Source organism: Enhygromyxa salina, from assembly GCF_000737335.2.
Lineage (GTDB): Bacteria > Myxococcota_A > Polyangia > Nannocystales > Nannocystaceae > Plesiocystis > Plesiocystis salina_C.
This window is the reverse complement of record NZ_JMCC02000090.1, coordinates 16563-30567: the sequence shown is the minus strand read 5'-3', so window position 1 is coordinate 30567 and position 14005 is coordinate 16563. Positions and strand designations below refer to the sequence as shown.

Sequence of the window (14005 nt, the reverse complement as noted above, 5' to 3'; positions counted from 1 at the left end):
ACCCCCCCAACCGACGCGTCCCTCCCCCCGCGCTCGCTCCCCCACGCGTCTCGACATAGCAGGCCACGCCGCCGCTGACGAGTACACTGGAGGCCACCATGGCTACCGCTTCCGCCGGTCTCCCCCACCAGCCCAAGCTCGTGAGGATCGCCCACGCGCTGCTGCTGTTTGGCTTCGCCGCGCAGGTCGTGCTTGGCCACGCCGTCGCCTTCGGCCTCGACGGCCCGCTGTTCGCCTGGCACCAAGATCGCGTCGCGCTCGCGCTGTGGGGCACGGCCGACTATGGCATCGAGGTCTCGGCCTACCGCGGGTGGATTCAGGCCGTGTTTGGCGGCACGCTGATCTCCTACGCGTGGGCGATGTTGTTCCTCACCGCGGTCCCGCTGCGTCGCCGCGAGGCTTGGGCTGCGTGGGCCATTGCGATCGCCACGCTCAACTGGGTTGTCGTCGACACGGCGATCTCTTCCGCCCATGGCGTGTGGATCAACGTGGCCTTCAACGCGGTCGCGCTGACCTCGACCGCGGTCCCACTTGGCTTGATGATCCCGTGGCTGCGCGCGCGTGATGCCATGCAGCCCCAAGCCAGCGCTGACGCGCTACAGCTTGCCGGCTGACAGTGGTACGCTTGCCCGAGGGTCGCCCTTGCTGCTTCTGCGCCTCGTTCGAATCGCACGCCAGGTTCGTGATCGTCGCTCGGTCGGCTTCGTCGCGATCGCGCTATTGCTCACGCTCGCGATCGTTGGCAACGCGGTGTGCTTCTACGTGTTCGATCGCGCCGTCAATCCCGAGATCTCGTGGGGCGACGCGTTTTGGTATAGCGCGGTCTCGATCACCACGATCGGCTACGGTGACTTCAGCGCCACCACGCTCGGCGCCCGACTGGGGACCTTCGTCTTCATCGTCATCGTTGGGCTGACCAGCTTCAGCCTGTTCTTCGGGATGGTGCTCGACGCGGTCGCGCTTGCGATCTCCAACGCCCAAAAAGGACTCGGCCGCGCCATGGTCAAGGACCACATCCTCATCGTCCACTTCCCCAGCGAGCAGCGCGTGATGCAGCTGATCGACGAGATCCGCAGCGACCCCGAGCAGGGCGCCTGCGAGATCGTGATCGTCACCGACGCGATCGACGAGCTGCCGTTCAAGCTCAAAGACGTCATCTTCGTCCGTGGCTCCTCACACGACATAGAGACCTACTCGCGCGCCCGCGCACAGGCGTGCCGAATGGCCGTGGTCTTGTCGCCCGACTATGGCAACCGCGACAGCGACGCGATCGTGGCGGCCGCCGTCAGCGTGATCGATCGGGTCCACCCAGAGATCTACATCGTCGCCGAGTGCCTCGACGAGAAGCACCGGCCATTGTTCGACTCGTGCAATTGTGACGCGATCGTGCTTGGCATGACGATCGCCGGGAACCTCATGATCCAAGAGGTCCACGATCCCGGCATCGCGCAGCTGATCGAGGTGATGAGCAGCAACCGCCGGGGCACCACGCTGTTCTCGATCGAAGTCCACGACGCAGGCGTCAACTACCTCGAGCTCGCGCGCGCGCTGCTGGGTCGCTCGGTCCACGTGATGGCGATCAACCGCGGGCTCGAGACCAAGACGATCCTCGACGGGCTCACGTCGATCGTCGGGGATCGCATCGTCTACTCGGCGATCGAGCGGCTCGACTGGCGCGGCTTGCAGGGTCGGGCGAAGGCCTAACCCCTGGCCTCGACCGCGGCATCGACGGCGAGGTCGAGCCGGTCGGCGCCCCAAAACAGCTCCGGCCCCGAGCGAGTCTTGACCACGAAGGTCGGCGCCCCGAACACGCCGGCCTCGACCGCGGCCTCGGTCTCGGCGAACAGGGCTTGCTTGACGCTTGCTTCGCCCGCGGCCTCGATCAACGCGGCGCCATCGAAGCCCAGGCTGTCACAGATCCGCGCGAGCTCGGCGGGGTCCGAGATGTCGCGGTCGTCGGCCCAGTACGCCCGAAACAAAGCGTGGATCAGGCGTCGCCCCGCGGCGGTCTCGTGCGCCTTGGCGGCCAGCGTGACCCGCAGCGCCAGCACGGTCCGCATCGGAAATCGTGTTGGAAACCGATAGGGCACCTCGGCCGCCGCCGCCTGTCGCTGAAGGTCGAGGGTCGTGTGCTGGCGCTTGGCGTCGTTTTGCGTGAACAGGGGGACGTTCGCGGTGCCGACCTGCTTGAACAGCGCGCCGAGCAACATCGGATGCCAGCGCGCGTGATCACCCAAGGCTTGCTCGGCCCGGTGACAACCCAGGTACGCAAACGGGCTCGCGTAGTCGAAGTAGACGTCGACGGGCGCGTGCGGTCGATCGAGAGCTGGCGACCGCGGCGACGCAGCGCTGGCGCCGGTCAAGTGACGCTCGACCATCTCGAGGCGGTCGACACCCCAGAACAATAGGTCCGGCTGGGGGCTGGCATCAGTCGACGCGGGCGACGGGATCACACAGGTCGGGACCCCAAACACGCCGGCCGTGATCGCCTCCTCGGTGCGCTCGCGCAGGTCTTGCTTGATCGCGGGATCGTTGATCTTGGCGAGCACCGCGTCGGCGTCGTGGCCGGCCTCGCTCAACACACGATGCAGACCGGCGCGGCTCGACAGATCGATCCCATCGACCCAGTAGGCCCGAAACAGCGCGTGGGCGAGCGGCATGAACGGCGGCCCAACCACCAGCAGCGCGCGCAGAGCCTCGACCGTGCGGATCGGGTGGCCCTTGGGCATCGTCAGTGGCACGCCCGCGCGCGCAGCCTGGCGGTGAATGTCAGCCAAGTTGTGGCGCGCCTTCGCTGGCGAGAGTGTCTGTGACAAGTCTTGCGGAGTCGCCCGCGCCCGAAACACACCCCCGAGCAGGATCGGTCGTGGATCGACGGCCACGCCCACGCGCTGCCCTAGCGCTTCGATCCGCGTCGACGCGACGTAGGCGTAGGGACACGAAAAATCGAAGTAGAAGCGCAGCGCTCGGGTCGGCATCGCTGTGAGCATAGCGAGCATCGCTAGCGCGCTCACACATCACAAAACGGCGAAGCGCAGCGCGCAGCGAAGTGGCATTAGCGCATCGCGGCTATCCCAAGCGTGAAGGTTTGCCCAGGGCCGGCGCCGTGAGCCCACACAAACCGCCCAATCACGCCGCATTGTCGCGTCTAGCGCGAGTGCCCAGTGATAGCCAGTTTGGGCCCCAAACTGCCTAGAGCTTGCCTTTCTCGTCAAGTTAGCTATGTTTGCGGCCGCGCTGACGGATGTGGTTTGCGCTCGCTGTCGAAAATGTGTGGCCTTCAACGAGCCATCGACGCGAAGCGCATCATCACCCACGACCCGCCCGGGACCACGTTGGTCACCGAAGCCAAGCGCCCAGACCAAACCAGCCAATGAGGACCCCCATGGAAGTAGCCGTCAACATCGATGAACCCCCGGACGAGGACGCGCTCTACCGCCACTCCAAGCGGGACAAGTGGGGCGTCGCCGTGTTCTTGTGGGAGCGTGATGGCAAGCGGGCGTTTCGCTTCACCGACGGCGAAGTCCGCGTGTTCAAGAAGGGCTTCTACGAGCTGATGGTGCCAGCGCCCACGCCCGACGACGGCTCCGCCGACGAGCTGCGCGCCAAGGTTCGCGCCAGCGCATCGGGCAAGAAAGAGATCCTGCCCACGGTCGGCGATCAGCTGGTCTTGCTGCTCAAGGATTACCCCAAGGGCTTCGCCGGCGACGCCTGGCGCGAGAAGCATCGCGGCAGCGGCCGCCGGCTCAAGCGGCATCGGGACCCGGCGATCAAGCAGGCCCGTGAGCTGCTCGCCGCGGATCGCATCAACGAGATGCACGAGCATGGCGACTACGCCGGCGTGCTCGAGTCACTCGTGCAAGTCGTGGCCGGGACCGACTTGGTCCCAAGCGCCCACGTCGGCAAGCTGCGCGAGACCAAGCCAACTCAGGACTTCTCGGCAACGATCCGCGACATCGCCAACGCGCCCGCCAGCGTCACGCTCCGCCAGTTTCAGGCGGCGCTGGTCGGCGCCCAGGGTCCCGCAACCTCGTGGCAGGTGCTGACCGCCCCGCTGGCGCTGCTGGCTCCGCACAAGCACTTGTGCATGCGCCCAAGCGTGTTCTCGGTCCAGGGCAAGATCGTGCTGCCGCGCTTCAACCCGCCCAAGCGCGCGAGCGAGACCGCGTACCAACGCTACCTCGACGTCGCCCAGCACGTGGAGAACGAGCTCACCGAGCTCGGCCACGCGCCCTCGGATCTGCTGGATCTTCACGACTTCGTGTGGATGACCTTGCGGCCTGCGGCCCGCGAAGAGCTCGACCGGATCCACCAGCAGCAGCTCAAGGCGCCCGCTCCCGCGACGCTCGTGCAAGCGGCGGCGCAACCAGACGCCTGACAGACGCCTGACCAAGTTCAGCGCCCCGCTTGCGGGGGCCTCGAACGCAAGAGGCCGGACTGCTCCCAGCAGTCCGGCCTTTTTCGTTTGTCGCTCGAGACAGCTCAGGGGTTTTGGTCGGCCGGCGGCACACCAAACACCCAATCGGTGGTCGTCTGCGGCGAGTGACAGCCAATGCAGCCGGCCAGATCGGGCCCGCTGCTTGCGAGCTCACCACCGAGCACGTTGCCCATACCCCACCACCAGTCGCCAGAACCCTCGCTGTAGCCCGGGGGGCCCTTGTACATGATCGTGCCCGCTGCCGGCATGCCCATGTCGTCGAGGTGCTCTTTGACGATGATCGAGCCCTCGGCGAACTCCGTCGCCATTGGGTTGGCGGGATCGATCGCCTTGTACTGCGCGGCGAGGTCTGGTGGCACCCAGACGTTGACCGTGGCCATCCCACCGTCGTGGCCGGCGCTCATGAACGGCGCGGCGTTGATCAGCACCCAGCTCTGGTAGCCCATCGCCTCGGCGATGATCGCGGCCTCATCGACGCCGCCGGGATCGCCGTCTCCATCGCCGGTGGGATCGCCGTCTCCATCGCCGGGGTCGCCGTCGCCATCGCCGGGGTCGCCGTCTCCGTCGCCGGGGTCGCCGTCGCCGTCACCGTCGCCGCCGCTGGTGTCGGTGTCCCCGGTGTCCCCGGTGCCGTCGTCTGTGCAAGCCGTGGGTGCCACTAACAGCATGGCCGCGGCACAGAGCAAGATGAGAGGAGTCGAAGTATTGATCCGCATGTTGTCGCCTCGTTTTCTAGTTGTCTTCCAGCCAGTGAGTGTCGGGAGCCAAGCAGCCCGATCTGGCTCACGTAGAGGACGAACAACGGGCCCCAACGATGGATGTTTCGTCGACGCAAAAAAGGGTCGACGCCTAAAATAGCCCGAGCTGCGTGGCCTCGGAGTGAGCCGCCACCGTCGCGCCAATTGACTCGAGCCACTGCCGACCTTCTGCCGCCCACTCTGGATCACCACGCAGCAAGATCTTCGGTTGCCCACACGCTCGCCAGTATGCTTTGAGCGCCTTGCGGTTCATTCGACCCGGACACGCGGCGTCGACGAGCTCGGCGCCCGGTCGCTGCGAGACCCAGCGCATCGCCTCTTGGCGGACGCCCTCGGGGGCCGCCACCAACACCGCCGTCGAGAAGCTTCGCCGCTGCAGCGACGCGGCCCCGATCGAGTCGTGAGGCCACAACAGCAGTGACGCCTCGGCTTGCTGGTCGCGGCGCGGTTCTAGCTCGGGCAAGTAGGGCGCGAACCGGGGGTGAGCATCGAGCGGCAGCGCGCCACCGACCGAGTCTGCGACCTGCCGGGCAGCGACGGCGCTCGGGACCAACAGCAACACGTTGCCGCCCAGCTGCGCGAGGGTCTCGAGCCCCCGGATACCAAGCTGACGCGCCGGGCTGTCGCAGGCCCAACCCGGCTGGGCGCGCAGCAGCAGCCAGTCACACACCACCGGGGTCGCCCGCGGACCCACGGCCCAGGTGTAGAGCACGCGAGGCCGGCCGTCGCCGCCGGGGGTCCGCGGGCGCATGCTCAACGACGAACCACCGAGCGGGAGCCCAGACGCGACCGCACACAAGACCAGCCGACCCACCCCAAACTCGCGGCCCCACTCGACGACCACCGCGTGCGCGAGCGAGGCCCGCTGCTGCGGCGCGAGGTTGGAGAGCGCCAGCGACAACACCAGCTGGCGATGCGCGATCCAAGGTCCAGGGACCAGCCGCGGCGCCGCGCCGACGTGGGTCATGAACGCGGTCCGGTTGCCGTCGCACACATCCACGGCGAGCCGCTCGCGTGTCAGCATCGACTGGATCTGCAGGACCTCGTCGGCGACCGGATCGTCGAGCTCGCTCATGTCTCGTCTCCCCGGTGCCAGCGCGGCTCAGCGTTGCCGGCCGCTCGCTGTCGCCGGGCGCGGGCGCGGGCGGCCCGAAAGAAGCCCTTGAGCAGCGCCGCGCACTCGTCCCCCAGGACCCCGCCGATCACCTGTACGCGGTGGTTGAGGCGGGGATCTTCACACAGCTGGTACAGGCTGCGCACCGCTCCGGCCTTGGGGTCGTGGGCGCCGTAGACCAGCCGCGTGATCCGAGTGTTGACGACCGTCCCCGCACACATCGGACACGGCTCGAGGGTCACATACAGGCTCGCGCCGTCGAGCCGCCAGCGCTGGGCTTGCCGACATGCCTCGCGCATCGCCACGACCTCGGCGTGCCCGGTTGGATCGTGATCCTGTTCGCGGTTGTTGAACCCCACCCCCAGGATCCGCCCGTCCCGCACCACCACCGCCCCGACCGGCACATCACCGCGTTCGCCAGCCTCGGCGGCCAGCTCGAGAGCCAGGCGCATGTACCCCAGGTCCGCCGCGGTGGGCTCGTCAGCCACCGGCTCAGGATCGCCCGGTGACGGCCGCGGTGCAATGCGTGATCCGCTCGCTCCTACTCGCTCCCCTAAAAAGACGAGAGCCCCGCTTCATCGAAGCGGGGCTCTCTTGCGCACCCAGAAGGATTCGAACCTCCGACTTTCGGTTCCGTAGACCGACGCTCTATCCAGCTGAGCTATGGGTGCATGCTCGCTTGGTGCGGGGCCGGCTGCATAGCAGCCGCCCGAGACGGACGCAAGCGGTCGGACTTTCAGAACCCCAAGAACCCCTCTGGCAGCTCGGACAGGGTCTTGGGACCCCACAGCAGCATACACAGGGCGAACGCGTTGTGGCCGGCGTGAACCGCCATCGCAACCCACAGGCGCCCACTGAGCAAATAGCTGTACGCGAACACCAGCCCCAGCCACACGTAGATGACGGCGCCAACCGGGTTCCAGTGTGCCAGCGAGAACGCCACCGCGGGCAGGATCCACGCCAGCGTGGATCCCGAGCCATGCAGCAGCCGCCGGAAGAACATGTGGCGAAACAGCAGCTCTTCGGTCAGCGGGGCCAGCACCACCGCCGAGACCGCCAGCAGCACCAGCTCGAAGGTCTCGCGCCGGCCCACGAGCTCGACGATCGCCTGCTGCTCCTCGACCTCGGTTGCGAACACCTGCTGCTGGATCAGGCTCAGCAGCCCGCTCCCCAGCAGGGCGATGACGACCCCGCCCAGCGCAATCACCACGCACGCGCCGAGGCCCCTGCGCTCGCCCTTCTCGACCAAGGGCTGGGTCGACGCGTCCGCGCGGGCCAAGAACAGCGACGGCGAGCTCGCGCGCTCCGTGGGCGCCAGCATCCGCTCCATGTACAGGTACGTGATCCCAGCGGTGCCGATCAGCACCGGACCCGCGACGACACCCGACCACCCCGCAGCCTCGGCGCTCGGGAGCACGCCAACGAGCATCAAGCCCATCAGCACGGCGATCCCAACCACAAACGACAGCGCCAACAGCACCACCTCCGTGCTCGCATGGATGAGCGACTCGACTGGGCTGTCGGGAGGGCTGTCGGGCGGACGTTGCGCGGGGTTGCTCACGACTCGACCGTGAGTGTGCCGGCGGTCCCGGTGTCCGGCAACCTGCCCGGCGCGCGCATCGGCGTCTTGCAACCGGCGGGCAATGCCGCTAGCTTCGGCGGCCCGCATGGAGCCATGACCGAGCGGCCGAAGGTGCAGGATTGCTAATCCTGTGTAGGGGCAACCTTACCGAGGGTTCGAATCCCTCTGGCTCCGAGAAGGGACAAACGCCGCCTCAAACCGAGGCGGCGTTTGCTGTTTGTGGCCCGGGCTCCCGGACTCCCCTTCTCCCCTTCCTACATCGCGAGTGGCACGCAGGTCGAGACGCCGGCGCCGACGATGCGGATCGGGGCTTGTGCCACCACGTTGGTGAGCATCTTGGTGTCATCGAAGTCGTAGTGAGTGACCTTCGAGAAGTTGGTGTTCTGCGACTCGGTGAACATGTAGAAGTCGCCGCCGTAGAACGCGAACGCGAACGCGTTGGTCAGGCTCATGTTGAGCTGCTCGGTCAACACCACGCTCGCGTCGGACTTGTCGTACTCGACGAGCTTGGCTGGGCTGCCCGCGAACGCGAACAGGCGACCGTCGCCGGTGCCGGTCAGCTCGCCGCCGTCGTAGTTGATGTTGCCGATCGTCTCGATCATCAGCTCTTCGCTGTCCATGCGCCCGAGCCGGCCTGCGTTGGGGCCTTCGCCAAACCCACCCATGCCGCTCCAGCTGTGGGCGTAGAGCTTGTCGCAAGGGTCGAACTGGCTGTTCGACACGAAGCCCATCCCGAACTTGTTGAAGTTCATCTGCCCAGGCGCGTAGCCGGGGTCAGAGCACATGTTCGGGTTGTTGACGTCGATCGTGTAGATGTCGTCGTTCTGGAACATCACGAACGCGTTGCCGTTGCGGTCGACCGACATCGAGAACGCGTTGTTGTTGGGGCAGCCAAGCGCGTTGGTGATCAGCTGAAACTGTAGCGTCAGCGGGTCGAAGCTCCACAGCTCGGCGTCGTCCGACAGCACGTAGATCAGGTCGGTGTTCTCGGCGCACTGGCAGATCGGATCGCCGTCGCCGTCGCCGTCGCCGTCGCCGTCGCCATCTCCGTCGCCGTCGCCGTCGCCGTCGCCGTCGCCGTCTCCGTCGCCATCGCCATCGCCGTCCCCGTCCCCGTCTCCATCGCCGTCGCCTGGGTCTCCGTCGCCGTCGCCGTCTCCGTCTCCGTCTCCGTCGCCGTCGCCGTCGCCCTGCTCGGCGGTACCGCTCTCGTCTTCTTCGGCCGTGGTGGTGTCGCTGGTCTCGGCCGTGCCGGTGGAGTCGGCGTTGCTGCTCTCACCGTCCTTGACGTCATCGCCGCAGCCGAGCACGAGAAGAGGAACGCAAAAACCCAGGGGACGCAGCCATTGGAGTCGCATGCGCGGAGTCTATCCTGGCCGCGCCGTGCGTGGCGATGATCCGAGCGGCTTGGGATCCCCAGCCGGCCCTTGGGCCCGCGCCTCAATTGCTGGCCGCTTCGCAAGTGTATTAGCGTCGGCGCGTGACCGCGGCGATCGACCCCCGACCCCGTGCGCGCCCACACCTTGGCTCGGGTCGCGGACTGCTCGGTCTGGGGCTCGTCGCCCTCGTGGCGTCGGCGTGCGGCCCGGGGTCCCCGCCACCGGCCAAGCTCGCGCCCACGCCGATCCGTGAGAGCGAAGACCCGGGCGCGCGCGACAACTCACTCACCTCGTCCAAGGCCCCGGCTAAGCCCGAGTTTGCGCCGCCGGACCTCGAGTTGCTTCGGTTTGCGTGCGAAGGCTTCGACCGCGCTGTCGCTGCAGGCGCGCCGCCGGATCGCCTGCTCTCGCACGCGGCCGCCCGCGCGGTCGAGCTTGGCGGGGCGCCGGTCGAGGCTGCGACGCGGCGATGGGCGTTGCTGCCACCGCAGGCGCTACTCGAGGAAGTTCAGCGCTACGCCGCCAGCTCCCAGGCCGGGCCCGACGCGTGCGCTGGCTTGCGCGCGCACCTCGAGCGCATGGCGATGCAGTCGGCGAGTCACTGATCCTCGCTGCTCGTGCCGTCGTCGGACGTGTCATCGCCCGCAGCCGGCGTGGGTGTGTCGAGCTGCTCGGGCCCAGGTCCGGCGTGCAGGTGAGCAAAGCTCGAGCGGGCCGGCGGCTCGAGCGGAACGTAGCCGCTCTCGCGGATCACCCGCTGGCCCTCGGCCGAGAACACGAACGAGATGAATTCGTGGGCCAGAGGATCGGGCTCCTCGGCTGGGATCACGAACGAGAGGTCTTTGTAGATCGGGTAGCTGCCCGAGCGCACCGCGTCCTCGTTGGGGCGGTGGCCCTCGAACTCGAGCACGACGATCGGCAGGCTCTGGATCGTCGCCAGCCCCTGATCGAACAGCCCCACCGCGCCGGGGGTCGAGATCAGCGCCTCTTGCATCGCCCGATCGTGAAACAGCCTGCGCCCGCGATCGGCGGTCCATGCTTCGGCGTCGACCGCCTCGAGCTCCGGCACCGCCGCGTACACAGCCAGGTGACTCGAGTCGCCGGGCTCGCGCTTGAGCAACACCACGGGCGAGCCATCGGCCCAGTACTCGCGCCGGCCCGCGTAGAGATCCAGCAGGTCTTCACGGGTGACGCCGCGGACCGGGACAGAAGGATTCGCCGCGAGCACCACCGCCACGCGGGCATAGGGGATCGAGACCACCCCCTGCGCCTGCTCGGCGGGCTGCAGGCCCCGCGAGATCAGCCCAACCTCGATCGCCCGCTCGAGCGTCGCCCGAACTCCACCGCTCGAGCCGATGCTCTCGTGAACCCGCACCCGCAACCACGGCCGCTTTGAGACATACACAGCCGCGAGCTCGCGGGTCAGCGGCAGGTTGCTGCCAGATCCCGCCAGCCGCAGCAGGTTGCTCGGCTTCGGAGCCGCCTGGGCCTTCGCTGGCGGCGGAATGGTCTCATCGAGAAACGGCGGCAGCGGTCCACTCTCGACCAAGCGGACCAGCAACCACCCCGTCAGCAGCAGCAACGCCGAGCCGATCAGCGCCAGACTCCAGCCAACGATCCTGGCCCGCCGCGATCCATCCGCGCGCTCCGGCGACATAGCAGGGCGACGACTCGCCGCGACTGCTGCTTCGCTGCCGCTGGCGGGGTCCGTCATCGGGGCTCAGGTAGCCCGGGCAGAGGGTTTCTTGCCGCGGATCTCGTACTTCTCGGGATGGAAGCCCTTGCGGCCCTGCACCTCGATCGCCTTTTGCACCCGCTTGACGGTGTGATCCACCGCGGGCAGCTCCGGCCCGTTCATGAGGTCGGCGACCTCGGGGTTGACGGTGACCGAGATGATGTCGCCCGCCATGTGCTCGGCCTCGCGCCGGATCTGGCGAAGAATCTCGTAGCAGATCGTGGAAGGGCTCTTGTGATAGCCCTTGCCGCCGCACACGTCGCAGGCGATCCCAAGCCGGCGCTCGAGGCTCTCGCGCGTCCGCTTGCGGCTCATCTCGACCAAGCCCATCTCCGAGATCTTGGTGATGTGGGCCTTGGCGCGATCCCGTCGCAGCGCGTCTTGCAGCCGGCGGTAGACCTTGCGCCGGTTGGACTCGCGGTCCATGTCGATGAAGTCGATGATGATCAACCCGCCAACGTTGCGCAGCCGCAGCTGCTCGGCGATCTCGTCGGCGGCTTCGAGGTTGGTCTGGGTGATCGTCTGCTCGAGGGTCTTGCCCTTCGAGCCCACGAACTTGCCGGTGTTGACGTCGATCGCCGTGAGCGCCTCGCCCTGATCGAACACCAGCGAGCCGCCGCTCTTGAGATCGACCTTGCGCTCGAGCGCGCGATCGATCTCCGACTCGATCCCGTAGCTGTCAAACACCCCGTCGCGGCCGGTGAACAGCTCGACGCGGGCCGAGTACTCCGGCAAGAACGCGTTGCAAAATCGCAGCAGGCGATCGTGCGCGACCCGGTCGTCGACGATCACGCGATTGAACTCGGGCGACAGGTTGTCGCGCACGGTGCGAAGCATCAGATCGAGGTCGCGGTACAGCAGCACGGGCGCCCGGTGCAGCCGCTCGTTGGCCTTGATGTTGGCCCACAGGCGGATCAGGTAGTCCATGCCCGCGCGCACCTGGGCGCTCGAGGCATGCCGCGCGACCGTGCGCACGATGAAGCCCGCCCCCTTGGGTCGCATCTCGTCGACGATCCGCCGCAACCTGCGACGCTGGCGCTCACTGCTGATCCGCCGCGAGATCCCGATGTGGCTGACCGTCGGCATGAACACGACGTTGCGCCCCGGCAGCGAGATGTACGTGGTGATCCGCGCCCCCTTGCTGGAGATCGGGTCCTTCACGACCTGAACCAAGATCTCTTGGCCGGGGTGGACGAGATCGGTGATGTTGGCGACCTTGGCCGAGCCGCGGCGGGGCACGCCGCCATCCCCAACGACCTTGTCGACGGTCGCGCCTGGACCCGCGATGTCACCGGCGTACAAGAACGCCGCCTTGTCCTCGCCGATGTCGACAAACGCCGCTTGCATGCCGGGCAGCACGCGCAGGATCTTGCCTTTGTAGACGTTGCCAACGATCCCGCGCTCGCGTTCGCGCTCGATGAACAGCTCCGTGAGGATGCCGTTTTCGATCAGCGCGACCCGGGTCTCGGGGCCGTCGGCGTTGATGACAATTACCGATTCTGACATTGGAGAGCGTCGCCCGATGGGCATTCGCGCCAGCCGCACCAAGCGTGGTGACTTGGGGTAGCGCCCGCTAGATTGGTAGCACGGACCGTCAGCCTACGAAATACAGCCACGCGCGGGTGGAGGCGCGTTGCCGCCCCCCACACCGGGGCCTGCTTGAATGCGCAGGCAGTCACCCCGCGTGAGGGATGACACCACGCGGATCCGACCGCGGGCCATCCCGCTGCGCCGTCGACTTTGCGGTGCGTCTCGCTGGTCAAGGCCCGCGGGCCGGTGATATGTCAATTCGGTGGAGCTTCGTCCGTCGGTCGCTGGCTACGCCTTCGACGCCGCCGCGTTCGCAGCCCTGCGGTTGCGGCTTTCCAGCGGCTCCCTCTCGGAGGCGACCGCTCGCTTGCCCGTGGCACCCGAGCCCCTCACGAGCTTGGTCCCGCCGCCGCTGCGAGACTTTCGAACCTTCGCGGGCCGGGCCGGCGCGCGCGTCAGCGAGGCCAGTCGCAACCTGGGGTCCGCGGCGCAGCGCGGTCGGCTCGCCCTCCGTCACGGTCGGGCCGCCGTGTTGATCCTCAATGGCGGAATGGCGACGCGCTTCGGCGGCAGGCCCAAGGGCGTCGTCCCGGTGGTCCAGGGTGAACCCGAGACCTTCCTGTGGGTGAAGCTGGCCCAGATCGCCCGGCTGATCCGCGAGTACGACGCAACGATCCCCGTGGTGTTGATGCACAGCTTCGCCACCCAGGCGGCGAGCCGCGTGCACCTGCACGACATCGACTGGGCCGGGATCCCCCGAGACATGCGCTTCGAGTTCTCGCAGTCGATCATGCCGCGGGTCGGCACCGACGCGGTCCCGCTGCAGGATCTACCCGGCGCCGCCGCGCTGCCCGACAGCCTGCTGTATTGCGCGCCCGGCCACGGCGACACCTTGCTGCGCCTGCGTGCCAGCGGGATCTTGCGGGACCTCCGGCAGGCGGGGGTCGAGCACCTGCTGGTCTCCAACGTCGACAACCTTGGCGCCGAGCTCGATCCCATCCTGCTCGGTGGCCACATCCAGGCGGTCGACGCGGGGGCCCACATGAGCGTCGAGGTCGTCCGTCGAGACGGCGACAAGGGCGGCTGCGTGGCGGTGCTCGGCGGTCGGCCGGTGATCATCGAGGGCTTCCGCATGCCGGAAGACATCAGCCTCGACGCCTACCCGCAGTTCAACACCAACACGCTGTGGTTTTGGCTGTCGGCGATCGATCGGGACTTCGACCTGGACTGGTTCCCGATCGAGCGGGTCGTCGCCGGGCCGCAGGGTAAAGCCATGCCGGTCGTGCAGTTCGAGCAGCTGATCGGCCAAGTCACGGAACACCTCGAAGCGCACTACTTCGAGGTCGATCGCGAGCGACGGTTCTTGCCGATCAAGACCCGCGACGACCTGACCGAGGCGGCGCCCCGCATGCGCGCCCTGGTCAAGCGCTTGCGGTCCAAGGATCTGTAGTCGTCGCCAGCGGGCTCAG

Annotated in this window: 13 protein-coding genes and 2 tRNA genes; 6 read left to right on the top strand and 9 right to left on the bottom strand. The window is 67.7% G+C overall.

Annotation, left to right across the window (positions count from 1 at the left end; all coding sequences use genetic code 11):
• Nucleotides 1–98 precede the first annotated feature (98 nt).
• Together DB30_RS29585 and DB30_RS29580 are read left to right on the top strand one after the other, a co-directional pair.
• Nucleotides 99–614, top strand: coding sequence for a hypothetical protein (locus DB30_RS29585; RefSeq protein ID WP_052555241.1), 516 nt, complete (start codon nucleotides 99–101; stop codon nucleotides 612–614).
• A gap of 28 nt (nucleotides 615–642) precedes the next feature.
• Entirely contained in the window at nucleotides 643–1704 is a 1062-nt protein-coding gene (locus tag DB30_RS29580) for a potassium channel family protein (protein ID WP_052555238.1), read from the top strand.
• On the opposite strand, the gene DB30_RS29575 is transcribed toward DB30_RS29580, so the two are convergent.
• A complete protein-coding gene (locus DB30_RS29575) occupies nucleotides 1701–2978 on the bottom strand; it encodes a 2-hydroxychromene-2-carboxylate isomerase (protein ID WP_165704007.1) in 1278 nt (425 codons plus the stop codon). The genes DB30_RS29580 and DB30_RS29575 overlap by 4 nt on opposite strands.
• A 407-nt stretch (nucleotides 2979–3385) precedes the next feature.
• Here DB30_RS29575 and DB30_RS29570 point away from each other — a divergent pair, with 407 nt between their 5' ends.
• Nucleotides 3386–4378 (top strand): hypothetical protein, encoded by a 993-nt coding sequence (locus tag DB30_RS29570; RefSeq protein ID WP_052555232.1) that lies wholly within the window; start codon nucleotides 3386–3388, stop codon nucleotides 4376–4378.
• A 104-nt stretch (nucleotides 4379–4482) separates the two neighbouring features.
• On the opposite strand, the gene DB30_RS29565 is transcribed toward DB30_RS29570, so the two are convergent.
• The 5 genes from DB30_RS29565 to DB30_RS29545 form a co-directional block, all read right to left on the bottom strand.
• On the bottom strand, nucleotides 4483–5106 hold the full coding sequence (locus DB30_RS29565) for a hypothetical protein (RefSeq protein ID WP_052555230.1): 624 nt from the start codon (nucleotides 5104–5106) through the stop codon (nucleotides 4483–4485).
• A 181-nt stretch (nucleotides 5107–5287) separates the two neighbouring features.
• Nucleotides 5288–6271, bottom strand: coding sequence for a hypothetical protein (locus tag DB30_RS29560; RefSeq protein WP_052555228.1), 984 nt, complete (start codon nucleotides 6269–6271; stop codon nucleotides 5288–5290).
• On the bottom strand, nucleotides 6268–6762 hold the full coding sequence (gene tadA / locus DB30_RS29555; protein WP_052555380.1) for a tRNA adenosine(34) deaminase TadA: 495 nt from the start codon (nucleotides 6760–6762) through the stop codon (nucleotides 6268–6270). Before tadA ends, DB30_RS29560 begins: the two co-directional genes overlap by 4 nt.
• Nucleotides 6763–6907: 145 nt before the next feature.
• Nucleotides 6908–6981 (bottom strand) — tRNA-Arg (locus DB30_RS29550).
• A 65-nt stretch (nucleotides 6982–7046) separates the two neighbouring features.
• Nucleotides 7047–7871: a CPBP family intramembrane glutamic endopeptidase gene (locus DB30_RS29545; protein ID WP_052555225.1), complete on the bottom strand. Its 825-nt coding sequence runs from the start codon at nucleotides 7869–7871 to the stop codon at nucleotides 7047–7049.
• Between the two features lie 108 nt (nucleotides 7872–7979).
• Here DB30_RS29545 and DB30_RS29540 point away from each other — a divergent pair.
• A tRNA-Ser gene (locus DB30_RS29540) sits at nucleotides 7980–8066 on the top strand.
• Nucleotides 8067–8146: 80 nt separating this feature from the next.
• Here the strand turns inward: DB30_RS29540 and DB30_RS41775 are convergent.
• On the bottom strand, nucleotides 8147–9250 hold the full coding sequence (locus DB30_RS41775) for a hypothetical protein (RefSeq protein ID WP_205633098.1): 1104 nt from the start codon (nucleotides 9248–9250) through the stop codon (nucleotides 8147–8149).
• A 122-nt stretch (nucleotides 9251–9372) separates the two neighbouring features.
• Here DB30_RS41775 and DB30_RS29530 point away from each other — a divergent pair, with 122 nt between their 5' ends.
• Nucleotides 9373–9876, top strand: a complete 504-nt coding sequence (locus DB30_RS29530; RefSeq protein WP_052555221.1) for a hypothetical protein — start codon at nucleotides 9373–9375, stop codon at nucleotides 9874–9876.
• Here DB30_RS29530 and DB30_RS29525 read toward each other — a convergent pair.
• Together DB30_RS29525 and DB30_RS29520 are read right to left on the bottom strand one after the other, a co-directional pair.
• Nucleotides 9870–10985, bottom strand: a complete 1116-nt coding sequence (locus DB30_RS29525; protein WP_146661155.1) for a substrate-binding domain-containing protein — start codon at nucleotides 10983–10985, stop codon at nucleotides 9870–9872. The genes DB30_RS29530 and DB30_RS29525 overlap by 7 nt on opposite strands.
• A gap of 6 nt (nucleotides 10986–10991) precedes the next feature.
• Nucleotides 10992–12512 carry an Rne/Rng family ribonuclease gene (locus DB30_RS29520; protein WP_052555218.1) on the bottom strand — a complete coding sequence of 507 codons (1521 nt, stop codon included), beginning with the start codon at nucleotides 12510–12512 and terminating at the stop codon, nucleotides 10992–10994.
• 286 nt (nucleotides 12513–12798) lie between these two features.
• Here DB30_RS29520 and DB30_RS29515 point away from each other — a divergent pair, with 286 nt between their 5' ends.
• A complete protein-coding gene (locus DB30_RS29515) occupies nucleotides 12799–13986 on the top strand; it encodes a UTP--glucose-1-phosphate uridylyltransferase (protein ID WP_052555216.1) in 1188 nt (395 codons plus the stop codon).
• Nucleotides 13987–14005 lie beyond the last annotated feature (19 nt).

Bases quoted from the DNA above. Each gene is read 5' to 3' on its own strand.
- DB30_RS29585 (WP_052555241.1), top strand. From the start codon at position 99: ATGGCTACCGCTTCCGCCGGTCTCCCCCACCAGCCCAAGCTCGTGAGG.
- DB30_RS29575 (WP_165704007.1), bottom strand. From the start codon at position 2,978: ATGCCGACCCGAGCGCTGCGCTTCTACTTCGATTTTTCGTGTCCCTAC.
- DB30_RS29570 (WP_052555232.1), top strand. From the start codon at position 3,386: ATGGAAGTAGCCGTCAACATCGATGAACCCCCGGACGAGGACGCGCTC.
- DB30_RS29565 (WP_052555230.1), bottom strand. From the start codon at position 5,106: ATGCTGTTAGTGGCACCCACGGCTTGCACAGACGACGGCACCGGGGAC.
- DB30_RS29560 (WP_052555228.1), bottom strand. From the start codon at position 6,271: ATGAGCGAGCTCGACGATCCGGTCGCCGACGAGGTCCTGCAGATCCAG.
- tadA (WP_052555380.1), bottom strand. From the start codon at position 6,762: ATGCGCCTGGCTCTCGAGCTGGCCGCCGAGGCTGGCGAACGCGGTGAT.
- DB30_RS41775 (WP_205633098.1), bottom strand. From the start codon at position 9,250: ATGCGACTCCAATGGCTGCGTCCCCTGGGTTTTTGCGTTCCTCTTCTC.
- DB30_RS29525 (WP_146661155.1), bottom strand. From the start codon at position 10,985: ATGACGGACCCCGCCAGCGGCAGCGAAGCAGCAGTCGCGGCGAGTCGT.
- DB30_RS29520 (WP_052555218.1), bottom strand. From the start codon at position 12,512: ATGTCAGAATCGGTAATTGTCATCAACGCCGACGGCCCCGAGACCCGG.